The 24,089-nt window shown below is 28.0% G+C and carries 20 protein-coding genes; 19 read left to right on the top strand and 1 reads right to left on the bottom strand.

What is annotated here, in order from left to right:
- The 19 genes from manA (at position 1) to JWF52_RS01340 (ending at position 22,998) form a co-directional block, all read left to right on the top strand.
- Positions 1-945: a mannose-6-phosphate isomerase, class I gene (manA, locus tag JWF52_RS01430; RefSeq protein WP_353654850.1), complete on the top strand. Its 945-nt coding sequence runs from the start codon at positions 1-3 to the stop codon at positions 943-945.
- Between the two features lie 132 nt (positions 946-1,077).
- Positions 1,078-1,692 (top strand): YesL family protein, encoded by a 615-nt coding sequence (locus JWF52_RS01425; protein ID WP_208331575.1) that lies wholly within the window; start codon positions 1,078-1,080, stop codon positions 1,690-1,692.
- An 11-nt stretch (positions 1,693-1,703) separates the two neighbouring features.
- Positions 1,704-3,437 (top strand): sensor histidine kinase, encoded by a 1,734-nt coding sequence (locus JWF52_RS01420; RefSeq protein WP_208331574.1) that lies wholly within the window; start codon positions 1,704-1,706, stop codon positions 3,435-3,437.
- The gene (locus tag JWF52_RS01415) at positions 3,430-4,920 is read left to right on the top strand and encodes a response regulator transcription factor (protein ID WP_208331573.1); all 1,491 of its coding nucleotides are present in this window, start codon (positions 3,430-3,432) and stop codon (positions 4,918-4,920) included. Before JWF52_RS01420 ends, JWF52_RS01415 begins: the two co-directional genes overlap by 8 nt.
- A 227-nt stretch (positions 4,921-5,147) precedes the next feature.
- The gene (locus JWF52_RS01410) at positions 5,148-6,029 is read left to right on the top strand and encodes an ABC transporter permease (protein ID WP_208331590.1); all 882 of its coding nucleotides are present in this window, start codon (positions 5,148-5,150) and stop codon (positions 6,027-6,029) included.
- Between the two features lie 37 nt (positions 6,030-6,066).
- Entirely contained in the window at positions 6,067-7,017 is a 951-nt protein-coding gene (locus JWF52_RS01405) for a carbohydrate ABC transporter permease (protein ID WP_208331572.1), read from the top strand.
- 41 nt (positions 7,018-7,058) lie between these two features.
- Positions 7,059-8,522, top strand: coding sequence for an ABC transporter substrate-binding protein (locus JWF52_RS01400; protein ID WP_208331571.1), 1,464 nt, complete (start codon positions 7,059-7,061; stop codon positions 8,520-8,522).
- Between the two features lie 92 nt (positions 8,523-8,614).
- Positions 8,615-9,889: a glycoside hydrolase family 125 protein gene (locus JWF52_RS01395; RefSeq protein ID WP_208331570.1), complete on the top strand. Its 1,275-nt coding sequence runs from the start codon at positions 8,615-8,617 to the stop codon at positions 9,887-9,889.
- A gap of 98 nt (positions 9,890-9,987) precedes the next feature.
- Complete coding sequence (gene gmuD / locus JWF52_RS01390) at positions 9,988-11,367, top strand: 6-phospho-beta-glucosidase GmuD (RefSeq protein ID WP_208331569.1); 1,380 nt, start codon at positions 9,988-9,990, stop codon at positions 11,365-11,367.
- 30 nt (positions 11,368-11,397) lie between these two features.
- A complete protein-coding gene (locus JWF52_RS01385; RefSeq protein ID WP_208331568.1) occupies positions 11,398-12,303 on the top strand; it encodes an ROK family protein in 906 nt (301 codons plus the stop codon).
- A 120-nt stretch (positions 12,304-12,423) separates the two neighbouring features.
- A complete protein-coding gene (locus JWF52_RS01380) occupies positions 12,424-15,456 on the top strand; it encodes an endo-beta-N-acetylglucosaminidase (protein ID WP_208331567.1) in 3,033 nt (1,010 codons plus the stop codon).
- A 72-nt stretch (positions 15,457-15,528) separates the two neighbouring features.
- The gene (locus JWF52_RS01375) at positions 15,529-17,856 is read left to right on the top strand and encodes a glycoside hydrolase family 31 protein (protein ID WP_208331566.1); all 2,328 of its coding nucleotides are present in this window, start codon (positions 15,529-15,531) and stop codon (positions 17,854-17,856) included.
- A 245-nt stretch (positions 17,857-18,101) separates the two neighbouring features.
- Complete coding sequence (gene prmA, locus JWF52_RS01370; RefSeq protein WP_208331565.1) at positions 18,102-19,040, top strand: 50S ribosomal protein L11 methyltransferase; 939 nt, start codon at positions 18,102-18,104, stop codon at positions 19,038-19,040.
- An 8-nt stretch (positions 19,041-19,048) separates the two neighbouring features.
- Positions 19,049-19,801: a 16S rRNA (uracil(1498)-N(3))-methyltransferase gene (locus JWF52_RS01365; RefSeq protein ID WP_208331564.1), complete on the top strand. Its 753-nt coding sequence runs from the start codon at positions 19,049-19,051 to the stop codon at positions 19,799-19,801.
- Positions 19,794-21,104, top strand: coding sequence for a tRNA (N(6)-L-threonylcarbamoyladenosine(37)-C(2))-methylthiotransferase MtaB (mtaB, locus tag JWF52_RS01360; protein WP_286183942.1), 1,311 nt, complete (start codon positions 19,794-19,796; stop codon positions 21,102-21,104). Before JWF52_RS01365 ends, mtaB begins: the two co-directional genes overlap by 8 nt.
- A gap of 42 nt (positions 21,105-21,146) precedes the next feature.
- The gene (locus JWF52_RS01355) at positions 21,147-21,497 is read left to right on the top strand and encodes a histidine triad nucleotide-binding protein (protein WP_208331562.1); all 351 of its coding nucleotides are present in this window, start codon (positions 21,147-21,149) and stop codon (positions 21,495-21,497) included.
- A gap of 161 nt (positions 21,498-21,658) precedes the next feature.
- Positions 21,659-21,838 carry a 30S ribosomal protein S21 gene (gene rpsU, locus JWF52_RS01350; RefSeq protein WP_021125460.1) on the top strand — a complete coding sequence of 60 codons (180 nt, stop codon included), beginning with the start codon at positions 21,659-21,661 and terminating at the stop codon, positions 21,836-21,838.
- Between the two features lie 27 nt (positions 21,839-21,865).
- The gene (locus JWF52_RS01345; protein ID WP_208331561.1) at positions 21,866-22,309 is read left to right on the top strand and encodes a GatB/YqeY domain-containing protein; all 444 of its coding nucleotides are present in this window, start codon (positions 21,866-21,868) and stop codon (positions 22,307-22,309) included.
- A gap of 191 nt (positions 22,310-22,500) precedes the next feature.
- Positions 22,501-22,998, top strand: coding sequence for a TspO/MBR family protein (locus tag JWF52_RS01340; RefSeq protein WP_208331560.1), 498 nt, complete (start codon positions 22,501-22,503; stop codon positions 22,996-22,998).
- A gap of 68 nt (positions 22,999-23,066) precedes the next feature.
- On the opposite strand, the gene JWF52_RS01335 is transcribed toward JWF52_RS01340, so the two are convergent.
- Positions 23,067-24,071, bottom strand: coding sequence for a hypothetical protein (locus tag JWF52_RS01335; RefSeq protein ID WP_208331559.1), 1,005 nt, complete (start codon positions 24,069-24,071; stop codon positions 23,067-23,069).
- Positions 24,072-24,089: the final 18 nt, after the last annotated feature.

Below are 24,089 nucleotides of genomic sequence, written 5' to 3'. Positions count from 1 at the left end.
ATGGAACCATTATTTTTAAAGCCTTTATTTATGTATAGAATATGGGGCGGAAGCGAGTTAAAAAATAAATTTAATTACGATATTCCATCTGATAATACAGGGGAATGTTGGGCTATAAGTTCTCATGAAAATGGAGATTGTGAAATACAAAATGGAAAGTATAAAGGAAAAACATTATCTAGAGTTTGGAATGAAAATAGAGAATTATTTGGGAATATAGGAGGAGAAAAATTCCCTTTACTTACTAAAATATTAGATGCAAATGATAATTTATCAGTTCAAGTTCATCCAGATGATAAATACGCTAAAGTAAATGAAAATGGAGAACTTGGAAAAACAGAATGTTGGTATATTATAGATTGTGATGATGATGCAGAGATGATATTTGGACATAATGCTAAAAATAAAGAAGAATTACAAAAAATGATAGAAAACGATGAGTGGGATAATCTTCTTAGAAGAGTTAAAATTAAAAAGGGAGATTTTTTCTATGTTCCAAGCGGAACTATACACGCGTTATGTAAAGGAACCTTAGTTTTAGAAACTCAACAAAACTCAGATACTACATATAGAGTTTATGATTATGATAGAGTTGATAATGATGGAAATAAACGTGAATTACATGTACAAAAATCAATAGATGTTTCAACAGTTCCTCATATCGAAGATAATAATAACTATAGTGTAGTTTCAAAGGATACATATAAATGTACAACTTTTATAAGTAATGAATTCTTTAGTGTACATAAGCTAGATATATTTGGAGAATGTAAATTTACACATGATAAACCATTTACGTTATATAGTGTCTTAGAAGGTAGTGGTAAAATACATTTAGACTCTAGAGAATATTTATTAAATAAGGGAGTTAATTTTATATTACCATTTGAGATAAAAGACTTTAAAATAGAAGGTAATATGGAAATAATTTGCTCTCATATTTAATATTTGAAAATAAAGGTTTTAAGTTTATTATAAAATAGGCTTAAAACTTTTATTTTAATATATTATAATGTAACTAGGGAAAATGTTTTATACTGAAATGATAATAAACAAAAATACAACTGGGGTGATTTTATGAAATTAGATGGAATACTAATCAATTTTTGTGAGTGGATTTACAGATTTTTAATACTCAACTTTCTATGGGTTGCATTTACCGTAATGGGAGGTGTAGTACTAGGTATTATGCCAGCAACAGTAACAACATTTTATATACTAAGAAAGTGGGTTCAAGGCGAGTTAGATATACCTATATTTAAAACATTTAAAGATGTATATATAAAGGAATTTAAAAATACTAATAAATGTGGTCTGTTTTTTGTTGGTGTATTTATATTTTTAGCAATGGATCTTAATATTTTATATAAAATGGAAGCTTTATATTCAACAGCGCTATATATATTAGTAATGGCAGTATTATTCTTTGTAAGTGTAGCATTTATTTACTTCTTCCCTACATATGTGCACTTTGAATTGAGTATAAAAGATTATATAAAGAACTCATTTATACTAGCATTAACTAGTCCAATGCAAACAGTCCTAATAGGAATAGGATTTGGATTAATTTATTATTTTGTAAAAGGTAGTCCAGGATTAATTCCATTTTTCTTTATGGTTATACCGTCTTATTGGGTAATGCATATATTATACAAGAGATTTTTACATTTAAAGAAAACTCTTAGCGCATAGGGAGTGGCGACTTGAAAAGACTATACACTAAGTATATAAAAAATAAATTATTCAATAAAATGTTACTTATATATTCAGCTATAACCATAATATCTATATTTTTACTAGCAAATATATTTTTAAGTTACTATATAGAAAATGAAATTCAAAATGAGCTAAATATCCATTCAGAAGTAATATTTAATATAGAAAAAAGATTTGAAGAACAAAATACAATCAGTAATTCAATTATAAATGGTGTAAATACGCAATCGGATGTAACAAATGAAATTCAGGTTTTAACAACATCATCATATGAAGAATATTTAAGTTATAAATTAGACAGATTCTCAATTAGAAGCAAAACTCCAATTGATTTAAAGTACTTGCTAGATACGATGCTATCTAATAGAAGTGATGTTTTAGCAGTAGTAGTTAATGATAAGGATAAGGAATATAAAAGTGAGATAGTCTTAAATCATAATAAGTGGTACAACTTAAAAAAGCAAAACTCATCGATGAGAAAAATTACAAAGCCTATAAAAAATGTAGATTCTATGTATACAATAGGGTATCTGGATATATATTTTGATATAAATGAATTAAATAAAATACTAAAAAACACAAACTTAAAGGGAGATTTAGTTATTTGTGATGAAAATAAAGATATAGTATTTAGTTCAGATAAAAATATTAAAAAAGATTACATTAAAAAAATAGGACAAGAAAGTTATTCGCCAAAAAATAATACTATACATGTTAAAACTTTGCTTGATAATGAGCCTATAATTAGCCTTAAAGAGGATGCTCAAACCAAACTTAAATATATAAGTTTAATAAATAATGAAGCCTTAGGTATAAAAAGTATTGTATTAAAAATAGGAATTATATCTTTAATATGTATTCTAACAATAATATTAATTACTTATTTTATAATACAAAGATATTCATTAAAATTAAAAAAAATGATGCGATGTATAGACGAAATTAAAAAAGGGAACTTAGATGCGAGATTTAATATAGAAAAAGAAGATGATGAGTTAGACATGATAGCTATGGGAATAGATAAAATGAGTGAAAGTCTACAATATAATATAAATAAAAATTATATATCTCAGGTTAAACAAAAGCAAGCAGAAATAAATGCACTTCAAGCACAGATAAAGCCTCATTTTTTATATAACATGTTAGAAGTTATAAGAATGTGTGCACTTTCTAGTAAGAATACAGAAGTAGCAGGTATGATATACAGTTTAGCAGGTATGTTTAGGTATTCTACTTATAACAATGGAAGTATGGTCTTATTAAGTGAAGAAATAAAATATTGTAAGATGTATTTAAATCTATGTTGTACAAGGTATAAAGGAATATTTGACTATACTATAAATATTGATGAAGAATCAATGGATTATATAGTACCAAAATTTATTTTACAGCCAATAGTTGAAAATGTTATAAACCATGGTATAAGAAAAGATCGAAGCGATAATAAGATACAAATAGACGTAATAAAGTTAAATGAAGATATTGAAATCGTTATAAAAGATAATGGGGTTGGAATAAATGAAAAAGTCTTATTAATGATTAAAGAACAACTTGTAAAAAACCTACAAAAAACAAATTCAATAGGATTAATGAATATAAATAACAGATTAAAATTAAAATTTGGAGATAGCTATGGGTTAGAAATCAGTAGCAAAGAGTTTGAATGGACTATTGTAAAAATCAAGCTACCAATTTTAAAGGATGGGGATGAAGATGTATAGTGTATATTTATTAGACGATGAGCCATTTATATTAGAAGGATTAAGATACATCGTTCCTTGGGAAGAATATGGTTTTAATATTGTTGGAAGTGCAGGTAATGGAGAAGATGGATTTAATGAGATAATAAAATGTGATATTGATTTAATAATAACAGATATAATGATGCCTAAAATGACAGGTTTAGAATTAATTAGTAAATTAAAAGAAGAAAATTATGATACTAACTTTATAGTACTTAGTGCATTTCAAGAGTTTAAATACGCTAAACGTGCTATGAATATGGGTGCAGAAAATTATTTACTAAAACCGATAGATACAGATGAATTATCTGAAAACTTAAAAAATGTATACAAAAATATAAAACTAAAAGAAAAAAATATACTAGATAAAAGCATAGTAAAAAATAACCTACTATTAAAATTATTAACTGAAGAATACGAAGAAAGTACTACAAGTGATTTAGAGGAATTAAATATAGTATTTAAAGAAGATAATTATTGTGTAGCTATGATAGAGCTAAGTGACATATCTTGCGATATAAGCATCATATTAAAAGAAAAAATAAAAAATAATAAATTTATATACTGTATAAAATCTAAATCTAGAGCTTTACTAATTGTTAATGAAAAAAATAAAGATATATTAACAAGTGAATTATCTCAACTTAAAGCCGATATAATGAAAGAAAGCAATTCTTTAGTTTATATAAGTGTAGGCAAATATGTAGATTCAGTTAAAGATATATACAAAAGTTATAAAGCTTCATTAGAAATTAATGAATATAAAATGATATGTTCAGATAAATCGTGGGTTAAAATTTATAAAGAGCAGGGATTAAAACAAAATGATACGTATATAGAGTTTGAAGAGTTAAAAAAAATGTTAGTAAATAAAGATATATCTAAAACTTCAGACTACATTAATCAAATTTTTAGAGAACTAAAAAGTGAAGAAGATTTAACTCCAAAACAAATTAAAATGAAATCAGTAGAAATATTTTTAAATGTCTATAATTATTTTAATGAATCTAAAATTATAAAAGATTTGCATAAATATTTTGAATGTATAGTAAATAATCATAGTACTGTAGATGAAATAGAGCTTCAATTAATTAATATGCTTAAGCATATACAAACTAAATTAGAACAAGCAAACGAAAGCATAAGCCCTGTTATATTAAAGTTACTAGAGTATATAGAAGATAATTATAAACATGATTTAAATTTAAAAGAAATAAGCGATAAATTAAATATTAATGCTATATATTTAGGCCAGTTATTCCAAAGAGAAACGGGAACATTATTTTCAGATTATATAAATAACTTTAGAGTTAATAAAGCTAAAAAATTATTATCAGATACAACTCTTAAAGCTAGTGAAATAGGGATTTTAGTGGGGTATACCAATAAAAATTATTTTTATCGTAAATTCAAAAATATTGTTGGAGTAACTCCAAGTGAGTGGAGAAAAATTAATTTATAATTATAAATTAATTAAAAAAGGTTGGTAATAAGTTATTACTAACCTTTTTTATGTGTTTTATAAAAAATAGTTTCGGAAAACGTATACTTAGTAAGATTTGTGTAGCTAATCTAATAATTGTAAACTTTAGAAAACATTTGCCTGATGGTAAAATATAAGTAAAGAGAGGGGTGGATATAGTGAAAAAATTTCTAAAGAAATTATGGAAAAACAAATCATGGCTATTGATGGTTTTACCAGGAACTATATGGTTATTAATATTCTCATACTTACCAATGTTTGGTACAGTATTAGCATTTAAAGACTTTAAAATAAGTTCGGGTGGATTTATAGAAAGTTTAATTAATAGTAAATGGGTAGGGTTTGATAACTTTGAATTCTTATTTAGTAGTGGAGATGCATTTAGAATCACTAGAAATACTGTTGTATACAATTTAGTATTCATACTATTAGGACTAATATTTGCAGTATTTGTAGCTATAGCACTTAGCGAAATATCGAATAAAAAATTGGGGAAAATATATCAAACTAGTATGTTATTCCCTCACTTCTTATCGTGGGTTATAGTAAGTTACTTTGTATTTAGTTTCTTAAGCTTTGATAAAGGAATGCTTAATTCAGTATTAGGCGCATTTGGGGTAGATCCTGTGTCTTGGTATAGTGAACCGAAACATTGGCCAGGAATACTTGTATTTATGAATATATGGAAAGGTGTTGGATATGGAAGTATAGTTTATTTAGCGGCAATAGTAGGTATTGATAAAACTTATTATGAAGCAGCGACAATAGATGGAGCTAGTAAATGGCAACAAATAAAAAATATAACTATACCTTTAATAGTACCTTTAATGATAATACTTACAATAATGGCAATCGGAGGAATATTCAGATCAGACTTTGGATTATTCTATCAAGTACCAAGAAACTCAGCTGTTTTATATCCTGTAACAGATGTTATAGATACATATATTTATAAAGGACTTATGAATATGGGGAATATAGGAATGAGTACAGCAGCAGGTTTATATCAAGCTATAGTAGGATTTATATTAATAATGGCTACAAACTTTGCAGTTAAGAAAATAGATCCTGAATATGGTTTATTCTAAAATAGAAGGGGGAGAGGCATTTATTTGCCGATAAAATATGGATTCACAAGCAATTAAAAAAGATGCAAAAAAGCCAGTACGCTCTTCTAAGAAAAAGAAAAAGGCTTATAATGAAGGGTTTACAGGTATAACAAATATAATAACAAACATAATATTAGCGATATTCTCAATAGCATGCATATTCCCATTTGTATTTGTTATTGTAATATCTTTAACATCAGAACAATCGTTAATACAACATGGGTATTCTATATTCCCAAAAGAGTGGAGTTTAGATGCTTATAAATATTTAATTGAATCAGGTGGGCAATTAGCTCAATCTTATATAGTAACAATAATTGTAACAGTATTAGGAACTTTAATAAATGTAAGTATGGTATCTACATATGCATATGCAATATCTAGACCAAACTTCGCATTTAGAAAACAGTTTATGTTCTTAGTATTCTTTACTATGTTATTTGGAGGAGGTATGGTTCCTTCATACATAGTTATGACTCAAGTATTAGGTCTTAAAAATACTATATGGGCATTAATATTACCGCTAGCATTTAATTCATTTAACATAATAGTAATGAGAACATTCTTCCAAAAGTCTGTTCCAGAGTCAATAATAGAGTCAGCTAGAATAGATGGTGCAAGTGAGTTTAAGATATTTATAAAGATGGTTATACCACTAGCTCTACCGGGTATAGCAACAATAGCATTATTCTCTACATTAGCATATTGGAATGACTGGTTTAATGCAATGCTATATGTTGATTATCAAGAATTAGTTCCACTACAACACATGCTTATGAAGATAGAAAAGAATATGGAATTTATAAGGCAAAATGCAATGTTAAGTGGACAAGTTATGTCAACATTACCTCAAGAATCTGTTAGAATGGCAATGGTAGTAATATCAACATTACCAATAGCATGTACATATCCATTCTTCCAAAAATACTTTATAAGCGGATTAACTATAGGTGGGGTAAAAGAGTAATAAAATATACATTAAAAAAATAATAAGTGGGGGATTTTATTATGAAATTCAAAAAAATATCTAGTTTATTTTTAGCAGTAACAATAGCATCATCAGCGATACTTACAGGATGCTCAAGCACTAAAAAGTCTGATGAAGCTAAAAAAGGTAATGGAGACAATGTTGAATTAGTGTGGTATATGATAGGAACTCCACAACCAGACCAAGCAAAGGTTATGGAAGAAGTAAACAAATATACAGCGGAAAAAATAGGTGTCACATTAGATTTAAGAATGGTTGACTGGGGTGATTATGGTCAAAAAATGCAAGTTATAACTTCTTCAGGTGAACCATTTGATATAGCATTTGCAAGTGACTATGCATTAAATGCTCAAAAAGGAGCTTACTTAGAAATAAGTGATTTATTAGAAAAGAATGGAAAAGAATTAAAAGAAGCTATAAATCCTTTATTCTTAGAAGGAGCTTCTATAAATGGAAAATTATACGGAGTGCCAGCTAATAAAGAAGTTGGACAACAAATGGTTTGGGCTTACAATGCAGATATGGCAAAAGAGATTGGTGTAGATATGACTAATGTTAAAACATTAGAAGATTTAGAAAAAGTATTAGAAGTAGTTAAAGCTAAAAAGCCAGACTTAAAAATGCCTATGTCAGCAGGATCAACTTTTGTACCATATATGCCATATGATTTATTATTAGGAGAAAATTTACCATTTGGTATAGCTTTAGAGGGTGATACAACTAAGGTTGTAAATATATATGAACAAAAAGATGTTAAAAAGACTTTAGATACATTAAGAAGATTCTACCAAAAAGGATTTATACATACACAAGCTTCAACAGATACAGATCCACATGAAATGAGTGTTCAAAACTGGTTTGTTAGAAAAGAACAATATGCACCAGGTGCAGGAGAAATGTGGTCTTCAAATGCAGGATATCCAATTAAATATAGTGAAATGCATGATCCTTTAACTATAAATAACTCTGTTACAGGTTCTGTAATGTCAATATCAGCAGCATCTAAACATCCAGAAGAAGCTATGAAATTCTTAAACTTATTAAATACAGATGAGTACTTAAGAAACTTAATAGATAGAGGAATAGAAGATGTTCACTACAAGACTAATGAAGATAAAACTATAACTAAAACTGAAGAAGCTAAAGCTTATAACATGCCTTCTTGGGCTTTAGGAAATGTATTTTTAACTAAAAACTTCGATACTGACCCTAAGGATAGAATAGAACAATATGAAAAATTCAATGAAAAAGCAGTGGCATCTCCAACATTAGGATTCTATGTAGATACAACTGATATAAGTACAGAATTAGCAACTATATCTAATATAGTTCAAGAATTTAAAGCTCCATTATTCACAGGATCTGTAGATACAGATAAATACTTAGGAGAATTAAATAAGAAATTAAAATCTGCTGGGATTGATAAAGTTATGGCTAATATACAAGAACAATACAACAAGTGGATGGCAGATCAAAAAAAATAATAAATAACTAATAAAATAACATTAAATTTATATATCAAGGTATTCTTCTACAAAATAGTAGTAGAATACCTTGATTAATATAGGGGGACAAAATGTATAACTCAATAAATGTATTAGTACAAGAAGTGAAAGATAAGCTAAAAGATGATGTAAAACTAGGAGAAATGTTTGAAAAATGTTTCTTAAATACTATAAATACAACTGTTAAAAGAATGAATGATGGTACAACATATGTATTAACAGGGGATATACCAGCTATGTGGTTAAGAGACTCTGTATGCCAAATTAGACCATATTTAGTTTTAGCTAATGAAGATGAAGAAATCGCTGATATGATAGAAGGGTTAGTTGAAAGACAATTTAGATATATACTAGTTGACCCATATGCAAATGCATTTAATGAAGATGCAAATGGTATGGGGCATCAAAGTGATTTAACCAATATGAAGCCTGAAATATGGGAGAGAAAATATGAGATAGACTCTTTATGCTTCCCAATACAATTAAGTTACTTATTATATAAAAATACGGGAAGAACAACTCAATTTAATGAAACTTTTAAAAAGGCAGCACATACAATAATTGATTTGTGGAAAGTGGAACAAAATCATGAAGAGAACTCTCCATATATATTTGAAAGACTTGATTGTCGTCAATTAGATACATTAGCAAGAAGTGGTAAAGGGCCAATGCATAAAGAAACAGGAATGACTTGGTGTGGGTTTAGACCAAGTGATGATGCGTGCCAATATAGCTACTTAGTACCATCTAATATGTTTGCAGTAGTAGTACTAAATTATATCGATGAAATCGCTAAAGAAATATTAAATGATGGTGAACTATCTAAATGCGCAAGAGAATTAAGTGATGAAATAAATGAAGGAATACAAAAGCATGCAGTATATAACCATCCAAGATGTGGAGAAATATATGCATATGAAGTAGATGGATTAGGCAACTACAACTTAATGGATGATGCAAATCTTCCGAGTTTATTGGCGATACCATACTTAGGGTATGCAGACTTAGATGATGAAAAATATGTTAATACAAGAAACTTCATACTAAGCACTGAAAACTCAGAGTTCCATATAGGAAAATTTGCATCCGGTGTAGGAAGCCCTCACACTCCTGAAGGTTATATATGGCATATATCACTTGCTATGCAAGGCTTAACAACTAATGATATGAATAAAAAGAAAGAATTATTAGAAACTATGAAAAATACAGATGCAGGAACATATTTAATGCATGAAGGATTCCATCCAGATGACCCAAGTAAATTCACAAGAGATTGGTTTTCTTGGGCAAATATGATGTTTTGTGAATTAGTATTAGATTACTGTGGGATAAAAGTTAAAAAATAAAAGTTATAAAAGCTATATAGCTATAGGTATAGTTATATAGCTTTTTTTATAACATAGATCGATTAAGTTAATTAAGAGAATTTTATGGAGGAGTTAACATGAATTATAAATTTCCAAATGATTTTTGGTGGGGAAGTGCATCATCAGCAACGCAGATGGAAGGTGCATATAATATTGAAGGAAAAGAACAAAATATATGGGACTACTGGTATGAAATAGAACCAGAAAAATTTCACAATAATATAGGTCCTTATAATACTAGTAATTTTTATTATAAATATAAAGATGATATAAAGTTAATGAAAGATTTTTCACATAATTCATTTAGATTTTCTATAAGTTGGTCTAGGCTTATAAATGAAGACCAAAGTGTAAATGAATACGCAGTTAAATTTTATAATGACGTAATAAATACTATGATAGAAAATAATGTAGAACCATTTATAAATTTATTCCATTTTGATATGCCTATGTATCTACAAAATATAGGAGGGTGGGAAAATCGGGAGGTTGTAACTTGTTATCAAAATTTTGCTAAAAAATGTTTTGAGTTATTTGGAGATAGAGTTAAAAAATGGTTTACTCATAATGAGCCGATAGTTCCAGTTGAATGTGGGTACTTAGGTCATTACCACTATCCATGTGTAGTTGATTTTAAAAGAGCAGTACAAGTTGGATACCATATAATGTTATCTAGTTCATTAGCTATTATGGAATATAAAAAATTAAATCAAGGCGGGGAAATAGGAATAATAATAAACTTAACACCATCATACCCAAGAAGTAATAGTGAAGAGGACTTAAAAGCGTCTAATATAGCTGATTTAATACTAAATAGGTCATTCTTAGACACATCTGTCTTGGGAGAATTTCCTGGGGAATTAATAGAATTTGTAAAAGAACAAAATCTGATGCCTGATTTTACAAAAGAAGATTTAGATATAATAAAACATAATATAGTAGACTTATTAGGAGTAAATTACTATCAGCCAAGAAGAGTAAAGGCTAAGGAAAGCAATGTTGAAGAAGGAGAACTTTTAACACCAGAATCATTCTTTGATTTTTATGATATGCCTGGAAAGAAAATAAACCCTCATAGAGGTTGGGAAATATATGAAAAGGGAATTTACGATTTATCTATAAATATTAGAGACAATTATAATAATATTCCATTCTTTATATCTGAAAATGGTATGGGTGTAGAAGGTGAAGATAAATTTAAGACAAATGGAAAAATAGAAGATGATTACCGCATAGAGTTTATAAGTGAGCACTTGAAATGGGTACATAAAGCACTTGAAGAAGGATGTAATTTAAAAGGATATCATTTATGGACATTTATGGATAACTGGTCTTGGTTAAATGCTTATAAAAATAGATATGGATTTATAGAGGTTGATATAAATAACGATTTTAAAAGAATACCTAAAAAAAGCGCTTATTGGTTTAAAGAAGTTATAGAAAATAATGGATTTTAATTTTGAAAATTTACAAAACATGGGGGAATTATGTACTATATAGTTTTTGATATTGGAGGAACATCTATAAAATATAGTTTAATGAATAAAGAAGGAGATATGATAGTTTCTAATTCTTTAAAAACACCTAATCAAGGTAAAGGGAAAACGCAAAAGATACTTGTAGATATAATAAATGAATATAAAAAATTATACAATATTGAAGGTGTAGCCATGAGTGTTCCTGGAGGTATTGACGATGATGGATATATTCATTTTATGGGACAAGTAACAGACTTTCAAGATATGTATCTTAATAGGTACATAAAAGAACATACCGGACTTCATTGTGCTTACGATAATGATGTTAACTGTGTAGCAATGGCTGAAAAATATATGGGAAATGCAGTAGATAATAAAAACTTTGTATGTATAACTATAGGGACAGGAATTGGTGGAGGTGTATTTATAAATAACCAATTATATAGAGGATACAGAGGTATGGCTGGAGAATTTGGGATAAATATATTAGAACATAGAATATCAGAATTAGAAAATTTAGAGTATAAAACTTTTAGTAGATTAGGTTCAACATACAATCTAGTATCAAAAGTCAATAATCTTAAGGGGACTAACCTAGATGGCAAGGAAGTTTTTGAATTAGCTGAAAATGGAGATGTAGAAGTCCAAAAGTTGATAGAAGATTTTTATTTCTCGTTAGCAGTTGGTATTTATAATATTGTTTATAGTTTTGCGCCAGAGAAGATTTTAATCGGTGGAGGATTAAGTGTAAGAAATGATTTAGTTGAAAATATAGAGAAAAAATTAGAACTTTTAAATAAAGATATTCTAAAATTTGTCAAAATTGATACTTGTAAATTCCAAAATGACTCAGGTAAAATAGGAGCTTTATATAATTATATTAATAAATATAAGATAGAAACTTCAAGTAGCTAGGTTTATCTATAAAAAATACAATAGAAATAAGTTGCTGGTTTTAAGTTAGAAAAAGCGAATTATAAATGATAAATATAATTCGCTTTAATATATAAAATAATCAATATGGGGAGGAAACCTATGAAACACAGAAAGTTTATTTCATCAGCAATAGCTGCAATGATGCTTTTTAGTGCTATACCAAGTACAAGTTATGCAATATTAGAATCAGATATAGAAGTACAAGAAAAAACAGGACAACCATTTTCATCGTATTGGTATCCAAATGAATTATTAAAGTGGAACCCACAAACTGATAAAGACGCAAAGTTTAACGTTGGAACAGTACCTCTTCAAGAAAGAACAGATGGAGAAAAATTAAAGAACTCACAAAGTGAAGATGCTAAAGTTATATCTTTAGCTATAGCTAATAAAACAACTAGCTCTACTCCATCTCAAGGAAAAGATAAATTTGATGGATACAATTTTAGTTATTGGCAATATATAGACACACTAGTTTCATGGGGAGGATCTGGTGGAGAAGGTCTAATATTAAGTCCAAGTGCAGACTTAATAGATTCAGCTCATATTAATGGAGTTCCAGTTTTAGGAACTGTATTTTTCCCACCACTAGAGTATGGAGGAAGATATGAGTGGATGGAGGAGTTTTTACAAAAGAGTAAAGATGGAACATTCCCTATGGCTGATAAGCTAGTTGAAGTAGCAAAGTACTATAATTTTGATGGATGGTTTATAAATCAAGAGACAGGTGATAGAGAAACTATTAAACCTGAGCTAGCAAAATTAATGAAGGAATTTTTAGCATATTTACAAAAGATAAAATCTGATAATATGGAAATTATTTGGTATGATTCTATGATTGATGATGGAAGAGTATTTTGGCAAAATAGGTTAAATGATTATAATAAGGATTTTTTAGGAACTAATAAGAAAACGTTATCAGACGGGATGTTCTTAAACTTCTGGTGGACTAATGAAAAGTATGGAGCTGTAGATCCTGAAAATACTCAAAATAGAATTCCTTATACTGTAACGGGTAAAGAGTTAAAAGAATCAGCTAAGCTTGCTAAGCGAATGAAAAGAAGCCCATACGACTTATATGCAGGAGTTGATGTACAAGCTGACGGATATAATACAAAAATTAAATGGGATTATTTATTCCCAGAAGGTCAAGATGCAAATACATCTTTAGGATTATACTGCCCTTCATGGACTTATGATTCATCAAAAGATTTTGACGAATTTTTGGCAAAAGAGAATAAGTTCTGGGTAAATGAAAGTGGAGATCCAAGGGAAAAGGGTGAAGACGATTGGAAAGGTATATCTAACTACATAGTAGAAAAATCTCCTGTAACATCTTTACCATTTGTAACAAATTTCTCTATGGGTAATGGTAAGTTCTTTAATGTAAATGGAAAGCAAGTTTCAGATGATGAATGGAACCATAGAGGCATGATGGATGTAATGCCAACTTATAGATGGGTAATAGATAATAAGAAAAATAACTTAAGTGCAGATGTAGATTATACTGATAGTTTCTATGGAGGAAATTCTATAGCGCTTAGAGGTAAGTTAGAAAATGGTGGAAAAAGTACTATAAAACTATATGCTTCAGAAGTAGATTTAACTTCAAACACAGAGATATCTTTAAAATACAAATCAACTAATGATAAAGCTAAGCTTAAGTTAGAATTAGTTATTAACGGTAAAAAGAAAACTGTAAACCTAGATACTAAGCAAACTGGAAATTGGAGTGAATCTAAAGCCTCTTTAGGTAAATTTGCAGGTGAAGAATTGGAGGAAATATCTCTAGTTATAGAAGGTAGATCTAGATCAACTAAGTACAAACTTAATTTAGGAGAATTGTCTATAACAGATGGAAATAAAGGTAATGATGTTTCTAAAATATCTAATTTAAAAGTAGAAGATTTTAAAGTTATAGATAATTATTATGGAAATGTTAGATTAACATGGGATAAAGGAAGTAATGATGTAAGTCATTATGAAATATACATAGAAGATAGTAAAGGAAATAAAGAACTAATAGGAGCAACTCCAACAAATGCATTCTATGTAAGTAATATAGAAAGAGAACTTACATTAGATACACAGTCAACTTTTATAGTAAAACCAGTAAGTAAGCTTAACCAAACTAACCTACAACACGAAGCAAAAGTAAATGTTAAGTGGCCAAAACTTGAAACTCCTAAAGCTAATTTTGAAATTAGCTCACAAATTGTAGCACCAGGAGAATCAATAACTTTAAGTGATAAGTCATTAGCTAAAGATAATGTTAAGTGGAAAATTGAAGGACTACATAAAAATGAAGAATTAAGTGGTGAAAAAATAACTGTTAAGTTTGATAAACCAGGAGTATATTCTGTAACTCAAATAGTATCAAATCCAGCAGGAGAAACCATTAATAAAAAAGATGATTTTATAGTTGTAAGTAATCAAGCTAAAGGTGGGCTTTCAAACTTAGCCCTAAATAAAGAAGCAAAAGCCAATGCCCAAGTTAATGATGGGGAAGCTGCTAAATTTGCATTTGATGGAAAATTAAGTAGTAAGTGGTGTGCATTTGGAGAAAAAGGTAACTGGATAGAAGTTGACTTAGGGAAAGAAATGACTATAAAGGAACTAAGAATGAGCCATGCACAAGCAGGTGGAGAAGCTAGAAATTTAAATACATCTGAGTATACTGTAGAAGTTAGCAAGGATTCAAAAACATGGACTCAATTAAAAGATATAAAAGGAAATACTGATGCAGTATCTAAAGATGATTTAAACTATGAATTAGCAAGATATGTAAGAGTTAAAATAAATAAATCAGAACAAGGATCAGGTGGAGCAACTAGAATTTATGAAATAGAAGTATTAGGTTTAGACGCTAATAAAGTTACGGTTATAGATAATAAACAATCTTTATATAAATTGAATGAGACTATACAAAAAATAGAGGAAGAATATAAAAATTTAGGAATAAAAGATGAAAGCTTTGAATCTATATTAAGAAAAGCTAAAGAAGTGATAGATAAAGTGGAAGTAGAAAAGGAAGAAATATTAAAAGTTGAATCTGATTTAAAAACATCTTTTGAAAATTTAAAAAATCCGAAAGTAGTAAATGAAAAAGTTGAAATAGTAAAAGAGAATTAAATAATTTAAATATTTAAGTAAGCTGATGTATATTATGCATCAGCTTATAAGGTTATATAGTGGAGGGATGACATGTTTGGAAAAATAAAAGATTATAACATTAAAGATAATATTGTAAATATAAAATTTGAAAATATTGATGTAAAAATAGAAATTATAAATTCTTATATAGTAAACTTTTTTGTGCCTACATTAAGGGAGAAGAGAAAGTCTAAAGCAATTGAAGATTTTAAGATAGAAAAATGCAAATTTAAAGTTACAAATAAAGAATTATATATAGAGATAAAAACTAATGATTTAATTATAAGGGTATATGATAACTTTAAAACAGATATATACAATAAAAATGGAAAATTGATATGCGAAGACTATAGGGGAGATAGGGAACCATTTATAAAAAACTGTGCGGGTAGATTAGATATAGCCATGCAGGAAGGCCATAAACCAACAGATCATGTAGAATACAAGGTATTTATCCCTAAAAAATTAAAAGAAGAGATGTATTTTTATGGATTTGGTGAAAGAACGGGTCATTTAAATAAGAGAGGGTGTCATTATATTAATTGGAATACAGATGACCCAACTCCTCATGGTGAAACATATGAAAAATTATATAAATCAATACCATTTTTTATAACTTTAGAAGATAAAGAAGCTTTTGGAATTTTCTTTGATAATACTTTTGAATCTCATTTTGATTTAGGAAAAGAAAATTCGAATTATTATTACTTTGCGTCATTAGATGGAAACATCGATTATTATTTTATATATGGACCAAGTGTCGATAAAGTAATAAAAGGATATACATATTTAACTGGAAGTACTCCACTTCCTCAGCTATGGACTTTAGGATACCAACAGTGTAGATGGGCGTATTGTCCTGAAAGTAATGTAGTTGATATAGCTAATAAATTTAGAGAAAAAGATATACCTTGTGATGCACTATACTTAGATATAGAGTATATGGATGATTTTAGAGTATTTACATGGGATAAAAATAAATTTAAAAATCCTAAAAAAATGATAGAAAATCTTAAAGAAAATGGATTTAAGTTGGTTACAATAATAGACCCTGGTGTTAAGGTAGAAAAAGGTTACTCTATATATGATGAAGGTCTAAAAAATGGATATTTTGCAACAGATAAAAATGGAATAACATATACTAACTGGGTATGGCCAGGTAATTCTGTTTTTCCAGATTTTATGAATAGTAAAGTTAGGAACTGGTGGTCAAATAATCAAAAAATACTTCTTGAGGATGGAGTAGCTGGAGTTTGGAATGATATGAATGAACCAGCAAGTTTCAATGGGCCACTTCCAGATGATATCAAATTTAATGAAGATGGCGATATTTTAGACCATAAAGAAATTCATAATGTATATGGACATATGATGAGTAAAGCTACATATGAAGGAATAAAAAAACATACAGATAAAAGACCTTTTGTAATAACAAGAGCATGTTATTCAGGAACGCAAAAGTATTCCACAGTTTGGACTGGAGATAATCAAAGTACTTGGGAACACCTTAGAATGAGTGTGCCAATGCTTATGAATTTAGGTCTTAGTGGAATGTCATTTTGTGGTACAGATATAGGTGGGTTTGGATATGATGCTACATCGGAGTTACTTAGTAGGTGGGTTCAAGTTGGTGCATTTACTCCATTATTTAGAAATCACACAACAATTTATTCAAGAGATCAAGAACCTTGGGCATTTGATAAAAAGACAGAAGATATTTATAGAAAATATGTAAAGTTAAGATATAAGATACTTCCATATATATATGATAATTTCTATAAAGGAGAAAAGGATGGACTTCCTCTAATAAGACCTGTTTTACTACATTATCAAAATGATGAAAAAACATATGAAATAAACGACCAATTCCTTTGTGGTGAAAATATAATGGTAGCTCCAATACTTGAACAAGGTAAAAAGGCTAGAATGGTATATTTACCAAAAGGGAGTAGATGGATAGATTACTGGACAAAAGAAGTGTATGAAGGTGGAAAGTATATAATAAAAGAAACTCCCATAGATATATGTCCAATATATATTAAATCAGGAAGCATAATACCAAATTTCCCTCAAATAAATTATATAGGTGAAAAAGAAATAGATACTTTAGTTTTAGATATATACTTAGATGAAAATAATTTTGAGTATACTCATTATCAAGATGATGGAGAGTCATTTGATTATAGAAATGGAAAATATAATTTATACAAGATATCTGTAGAAAATAAAGATAAACTAATTATTAATATTGAACTAATTAATAATGGATATAGTAAGAAGTATAGTAGCTGTAATATAAACATCAATGGAATAGATTATGGTAAAATTATATTAAATTATAATGAAAAGCTAATGAACTTTAGTATTTCTAAGAAATAAAATAATATAATATAACAACTATTTAAAAAGCTATAGATTAATAATATATAAAACTACTTTTCTTGTATTTTAAAGGAAAAAGGTAGTTTTAATTTTAAAGTATTTATATTTATATGCTACATTTAGAGTTATAATTGTAGGGTATTGTAAAATAGATTAAAGAATGATATTAAAGACAATAATAATTATGATATAATAAAATTTATGAAAATAAGACAATTAAACATAAGGATGGTGCTTAATAAATGAAATGGGCTGAAATAACAATAAAGACTACAACTGAAGCAGTTGAAGCCATAACTAATATATTATATGAACAAAATGTAGGTGGAGTATCAATAGAAGACCCTAAAGACTTTAAATTCCAAAAGAAAAATGAGTATGACTGGGACTTTGTAGAAGAAGAGATATTCAATAGTGGATATGATGGAGTTATAATAAAAACTTACATAACTGAAGAAAGAGACGTAAGTGAAGACTTAAATTTAATAAGAGAGAAGATACAAGGACTAAAAGAGTTTGGAATAGATATAGGAGATGCAATAGTTGAGCTTTCTCAAGTTGATGAAGAAGATTGGGCTAATGAATGGAAAAACTACTACAAACCAACAAAAGTAGGTCAAAGAGTAGTTGTAAAACCAACATGGGAAGAATATAAAGCTGAAGAAGAAGATTTAATAATAGAATTAGATCCAGGTATGGCTTTTGGTACAGGAACTCATGAAACTACAAGTATGTGCATACAACAATTAGAAAAATATGTTAAAAAAGATTCAAAGGTATTTGATATAGGTTGTGGAAGTGGGATACTTGCAATAGCTGCAGCAAAATTAGGAGCAAAGGAAGTAACAGCCGTTGATTTAGATGAAGTAGCTGTAAAAGTATCTAAAGAAAACATAGAATTAAATAAAGTAGAAGATAAAGTATTCGCACTTCATGGAAATTTAACAGAAGTTATAAAAGATAAAGCAGATATAGTAGTTGCTAACATAATAGCGGATATAATAAAAATATTAGCTAAAGATGTTGCTAACTTTATGAAAGATGATGCAGTGTTTATATCATCAGGTATAATACATGCTAAAGTTGATGAAGTAAAAACTAGCCTAGTTGAGAATGGATTTGAGATAATTGAAGTTCAATCTTTAGGTGAGTGGAATGCTATAGTATCAAAACTTAAGTAGGTGAAATTATGGATAGATTTTTTGTAGAAAAGAAAAATATAAGTATTGAAAATAACACATGTATCATTGAAGGTGAAGATGTTAAACATATATCTAAAGTTTTAAGATGTAAAATCGGAGAAGAATTAGAAATATGCGATAATGATAATAAGGAATATATATGTGAAATAACTAATATAGATAAAGATAATGTTACTTTAGATATATTAAAACATATTGATATAAAAAGAGAATCAGATTTAAAGGTTAAATTATATCAAGGATTACCAAAAGGTCCTAAAATGGAAATGATACTTCAAAAACTTACAGAAATTGGAGTAGACGAAATAATACTAGTTCAAACAAAGAGAAGTGTAGTTAATGTTTCTGATAAAAAGGAAGATAAAAAAATTGAGCGTTGGGAAAGAATAATATACGAAGCGGCTAAACAAAGTAAAAGAGGGAAGATACCTAAGTTAAGAGGTATATTAAGTTTTAAAGAAGCTTTAGAAGATATGAAGGAAAATGACTTAAATATAGCTCCTTATGAAAACGAAAGAACAAAATCGATTAAAAAAGCTTTAAAAGGTGTAGATATAAATAATATAGGTATTTTTGTAGGTCCTGAAGGTGGATTTGAAGATAGTGAAATTGCATCTATAGAAGAAATTAAAGGACAGGTAGTCTCTCTAGGGCCAAGAATATTAAGAACAGAGACAGCGTCAGTAGTAGCGTCGTCAATAGTTTTATATGAACTAAGTGACATAGGAGGTAATGAATAAAGTGAAAAAGGTAGCTTTTTATACACTAGGGTGTAAAGTAAATCAATATGAAACAGAAGCAATGCTTGAAATGTTTAAAAAGGAAGGATACATTCAAGTTGACAGTGAAGAATTTGCAGATGTTTATGTAATAAATACATGTACAGTAACACATATGAGTGATAGAAAATCACGTCAATATATAAGAAGGATGAAAAAGAAAAATCCAGATGCAATAATAGCTGTTGTTGGGTGTTATTCTCAAGTATCTCCAGAAGAAATATTAGATATTGAAGAAGTAAACTTAGTAATGGGAACTAATGAAAGAAGAACAATAGTTGATGAAATTAAAAAAATAGATGCAAGTAAAAAAGTAAGTACAGTTGATGATATAATGAAGGTTAGAGCTTTTGAAGAAATAGAAATAAGCCAATCTAATGGAAAAACTAGAGCATTTATGAAAATACAAGATGGATGCGATAGATTTTGTAGCTATTGTATAATACCTTATGCTAGAGGCGGTAAGGTAAGAAGTAGAAGTTTAGAGAGCATATTAGAAGAAGTTAACAAATTAGTAAGTAATGGATATAAAGAATTTGTTTTAACAGGAATACATGTTGCTTCTTATGGAAAAGACTTAAGAGATGAACAAATAAATTTATTAAATGTAATAAAAGAAATAAATAAAGTTGAAGGTGTAAAGAGAATAAGACTAAGCTCAGTTGAGCCAGTTTTATTTACTGATGAGTTTGTAAGCGAAGTTTCGAAAATGGAAAAAGTGTGCCCACACTATCATTTATCATTACAAAGTGGATGTGATGAAACTTTAAAAAGAATGAATAGAAGATATACTACAGAGGAATATAAAGCTATAGTAGATAGATTAAGAGAAAATATACCTAATGTGGCAATAACTACTGATGTAATTGTAGGGTTTCCGGGAGAAACTAATGATGAATTCAATAAGACTTATGAATTTTTAAAGGATATAGAGCTTTCTCAAATGCATATATTCAAATATTCTCCAAGAAAAGGTACACCAGCTGCAACTATGGAAAATCAAATAGATCCACAAATGAAACAATTTAGAAGTGATAAGCTTTTAAATTTAAACAAAGAAAACTTTAATAAGTTTGCATCTAAGTTTATAGGTGAAGAACTAGAAATACTATTTGAACAAAGTGTAGTTGATAACATGTATGAAGGTTTAACTACTAACTATATAAGAGTAGTTGTTCCAAGTGAAAAAGACATACAAGGTGAAATACTAAAAGTTAAGATAATTAATGTTAAAGACCAGTATGTAGAAGGAATATTAGTATAGTATATAGAACTATAGAGAAATTTTATATGGGGAGGAATTAAAATGAGTTGTATATTTTGTAAAATAATAGAGGGAGAAATTCCGTGCAGTAAAGTCTATGAAGACGACTTAGTTTTAGCATTTAATGATATAAATCCGATAGCGCCATATCATATATTAGTTATACCAAAAAAACACTATGAAAGTGTAGTAGATATACCTGAAAATGAAATGGAAATCATGGGACATATTCATAATGTAATTAATAAAATAGCTAATAAAAAAGGATTTAATAAAACTGGATTTAGAATTATAAATAACTGTGGAGAAGATGGCGGACAGGAAGTTAAGCATGTTCACTACCATATATTAGCTGGCAAAAAGCTACCTATGTATGAAATAGAGAAAAAATAGTCTAAATTTAAAAATTAAAATCTTATTAAATAAAAATACTTGAAAAAAATAAAAGATTAGTTTATAATAAACAAAGTGTGAGGTTGTAATGCATATTATGCAGATATAATCGTAGTTACAGTCCCAGCATAATTCGCGCTATCGGAGGGAGGGAAAAAGAAATGTCAGAAGTAAGAGTTAGAGAAAATGAAACATTAGACAGCGCTTTAAGAAGATTCAAGCGTTCATGTGCAATGTCTGGCATCATGTCTGAAGTTAGAAAAAGAGAGCACTATGATAAGCCAAGCGTTAGACGTAAGAAAAAAGCAGAAGCTGCAAGAAGAAAAAACGCTAAGAAATAGTAAAAAAGAAATAAAGAGGTGAAGGGAATGTCCCTTAAAGAAAAGTTACAAGAAGATTTAAAATCTTCAATGAAGAACAAAGATACAGTTAAAAAGTCTGTAGTAACTTTAATAAGAGCTTCTATAAAGCAATACGAGATTGACAATAGAGTTGAACTTGGCGATGAGGAAATTATTGATATAATTTCTAAGCAATTAAAGCAACGTAAGGATGCTTTAACTGAATTTGCAAAAGCTAATAGAGAAGACTTAGTAAAAGAAACAGAGGCTGAAATCGAAGTTTTAAAAGAGTACCTACCTCAGCAATTAAGCGAAGAAGAATTAAATGAAATAGTAAAATCTACTATATCTGAAGTTGGAGCAACTTCTATGAAAGATATGGGAAAAATAATGTCAGCTATAAAACCGAAAACAAAAGGAAGAGCTGATGGCAAACTTATAAATGAGTTGGTTAAAGCTAACTTACAATAGATTAAAAGTCTAGAGAGAAATCTCTAGGCTTTTTTATGTATTACTAAATATTTTAGCGAATATGTAAGTGATATGATAAGGTATAGTTTTATAGTAATTAAATTTATAAATAATGAAAGTAAAACTTGGAATAATGATATAGTCTTGTACATATTTATTAATTAAATAAGAATATGAAAGAGGGGAAAATTTTGATTATATCAGTAAAAGAAGTTAGAAATTTTCTAATAAGTATATTAATACCACTAGCAATTGGTTATGCTAGTAGTTTTATATCACAAATACTTTCAGGAGTCGATATAGCTACATCTTATTCTCAATTAATAAAGCCAGGATTTGCACCTCCAAGTTTTATTTTTCCTATAGCTTGGACTATAATTTACATACTAATGGGGATATCCTCATATATTATTATGAAAAAAGATTATAAATCTACCAAAGTTAAAGACGCTATGTTTTATTATTGGCTACAACTAGGTCTTAACTTCTTATGGAGTATACTGTTTTTTGGACTAGATTTAAGGTTTACAGCGATGGCAGATTTAATTATTATGATTGTAATAATAATAACAATGATTTTTAAATTTTACAAATTAAATAAAAAAGCTGCATATTTAAACATACCATATCTTCTATGGACTTTTTATGCATTATTTTTAAATTACTTTATATGGACAATAAATAGATAAAATAAAAATACTGAGATATGCTCAGTATTTTTATTTTTAAGTAATTAATAATAGTTTTGTAATTATATTTAAAATAATGATATTTCCTTTATATTAAGATATCTAGCATCCACTGTAATATACAGACCCTTATTAAGATTTATCTTACCCTTATCACCTTTATAATTATATTTAAGTTTATAACTTTCAATTGTATCCATATATGTTGAAGTATTTGTATAGCTATCATCAAGCACTAAATCAGAGTACACATCTTTAAATTTTTCTTTAACGTAATCATTAGCAAAATTTATAGCGTCATTTTTATCTATAGATGGAGCGATTTCAACAAAATTATCTGAAATTTGGGACATATAAAAAACAGATGGATCTTTATCCATAACTCTAATTTTAAAAGATTTATCATTTGATTTAAAAAAGAATTGATAAAATTTATTTTCGGGATTATTCTCAAAAAAAATTTCGTATTGTTCAGAAGAGATTATATTATCTAGTAAAGAGTAATCAAAAAAGAAATCAATAGCATCTATTGAAATATCTCTAATAAAGTCTATTGAAATATCTTTAGGTATATTTTCATTATTGTATTCACTTACCATATAAAAAAAGCGGTAATTAAGTATATGAGAATCTATCTTAAAATAAGGTGTAGTATTGTTTATTTCAAAGTTACGTTTTTCGTTTTGTGTAATTGGACAAAAGCAGTGTATAAAGGATATGAAATTAAAATAACTATTAATTAATCCTTGTACAAGTCTAAAAGAATAAGGATTAAAAGAGCATTTCTTTAAGTCTTCAAGCTCAGATAATATATTAAAGTTAAATTTGAGCAATTTGTGTAGTCTATCTTCATTGGATTTTTCGAGTTTTAAAGGCTCTATATCATCTATACTTAACCGCTCATATGAAATATATTCGTACAAATGACATATAACCTTAATGTTTCTTAAGTTCTCACTTTTCATATCAGATAAGAAATTCAAGTATTGATATGAGTTTGAACTTATTAATGTATTTAGTAAAAAGTCTACGCATATACATTTTTGAACTATATTCACAAAGGTGTTTTTCATGTAACCATCCTTTCTAAT

This window comes from Clostridium sp. CCUG 7971 (genome assembly GCF_017590215.1).
Taxonomy (GTDB): domain Bacteria; phylum Bacillota; class Clostridia; order Peptostreptococcales; family Peptostreptococcaceae; genus Faecalimicrobium.
Note: the sequence above shows the minus strand (reverse complement) of the source record. Positions and strands in the feature narration are given on the sequence as shown.

What these genes read in the sequence shown, in the direction of transcription:
- manA (WP_353654850.1), top strand. Translation starts at nt 1, where the DNA reads ATGGAACCATTATTTTTAAAGCCTTTATTTATGTATAGAATATGGGGC.
- JWF52_RS01425 (WP_208331575.1), top strand. Translation starts at nt 1,078, where the DNA reads ATGAAATTAGATGGAATACTAATCAATTTTTGTGAGTGGATTTACAGA.
- JWF52_RS01415 (WP_208331573.1), top strand. Translation starts at nt 3,430, where the DNA reads ATGTATAGTGTATATTTATTAGACGATGAGCCATTTATATTAGAAGGA.
- JWF52_RS01410 (WP_208331590.1), top strand. Translation starts at nt 5,148, where the DNA reads ATGGTTTTACCAGGAACTATATGGTTATTAATATTCTCATACTTACCA.
- JWF52_RS01405 (WP_208331572.1), top strand. Translation starts at nt 6,067, where the DNA reads ATGGATTCACAAGCAATTAAAAAAGATGCAAAAAAGCCAGTACGCTCT.
- JWF52_RS01400 (WP_208331571.1), top strand. Translation starts at nt 7,059, where the DNA reads ATGAAATTCAAAAAAATATCTAGTTTATTTTTAGCAGTAACAATAGCA.
- JWF52_RS01395 (WP_208331570.1), top strand. Translation starts at nt 8,615, where the DNA reads ATGTATAACTCAATAAATGTATTAGTACAAGAAGTGAAAGATAAGCTA.
- gmuD (WP_208331569.1), top strand. Translation starts at nt 9,988, where the DNA reads ATGAATTATAAATTTCCAAATGATTTTTGGTGGGGAAGTGCATCATCA.
- JWF52_RS01385 (WP_208331568.1), top strand. Translation starts at nt 11,398, where the DNA reads ATGTACTATATAGTTTTTGATATTGGAGGAACATCTATAAAATATAGT.
- JWF52_RS01380 (WP_208331567.1), top strand. Translation starts at nt 12,424, where the DNA reads ATGAAACACAGAAAGTTTATTTCATCAGCAATAGCTGCAATGATGCTT.
- JWF52_RS01375 (WP_208331566.1), top strand. Translation starts at nt 15,529, where the DNA reads ATGTTTGGAAAAATAAAAGATTATAACATTAAAGATAATATTGTAAAT.
- prmA (WP_208331565.1), top strand. Translation starts at nt 18,102, where the DNA reads ATGAAATGGGCTGAAATAACAATAAAGACTACAACTGAAGCAGTTGAA.
- JWF52_RS01365 (WP_208331564.1), top strand. Translation starts at nt 19,049, where the DNA reads ATGGATAGATTTTTTGTAGAAAAGAAAAATATAAGTATTGAAAATAAC.
- mtaB (WP_286183942.1), top strand. Translation starts at nt 19,794, where the DNA reads ATGAATAAAGTGAAAAAGGTAGCTTTTTATACACTAGGGTGTAAAGTA.
- JWF52_RS01355 (WP_208331562.1), top strand. Translation starts at nt 21,147, where the DNA reads ATGAGTTGTATATTTTGTAAAATAATAGAGGGAGAAATTCCGTGCAGT.
- rpsU (WP_021125460.1), top strand. Translation starts at nt 21,659, where the DNA reads ATGTCAGAAGTAAGAGTTAGAGAAAATGAAACATTAGACAGCGCTTTA.
- JWF52_RS01345 (WP_208331561.1), top strand. Translation starts at nt 21,866, where the DNA reads ATGTCCCTTAAAGAAAAGTTACAAGAAGATTTAAAATCTTCAATGAAG.
- JWF52_RS01335 (WP_208331559.1), bottom strand. Translation starts at nt 24,071, where the DNA reads ATGAAAAACACCTTTGTGAATATAGTTCAAAAATGTATATGCGTAGAC.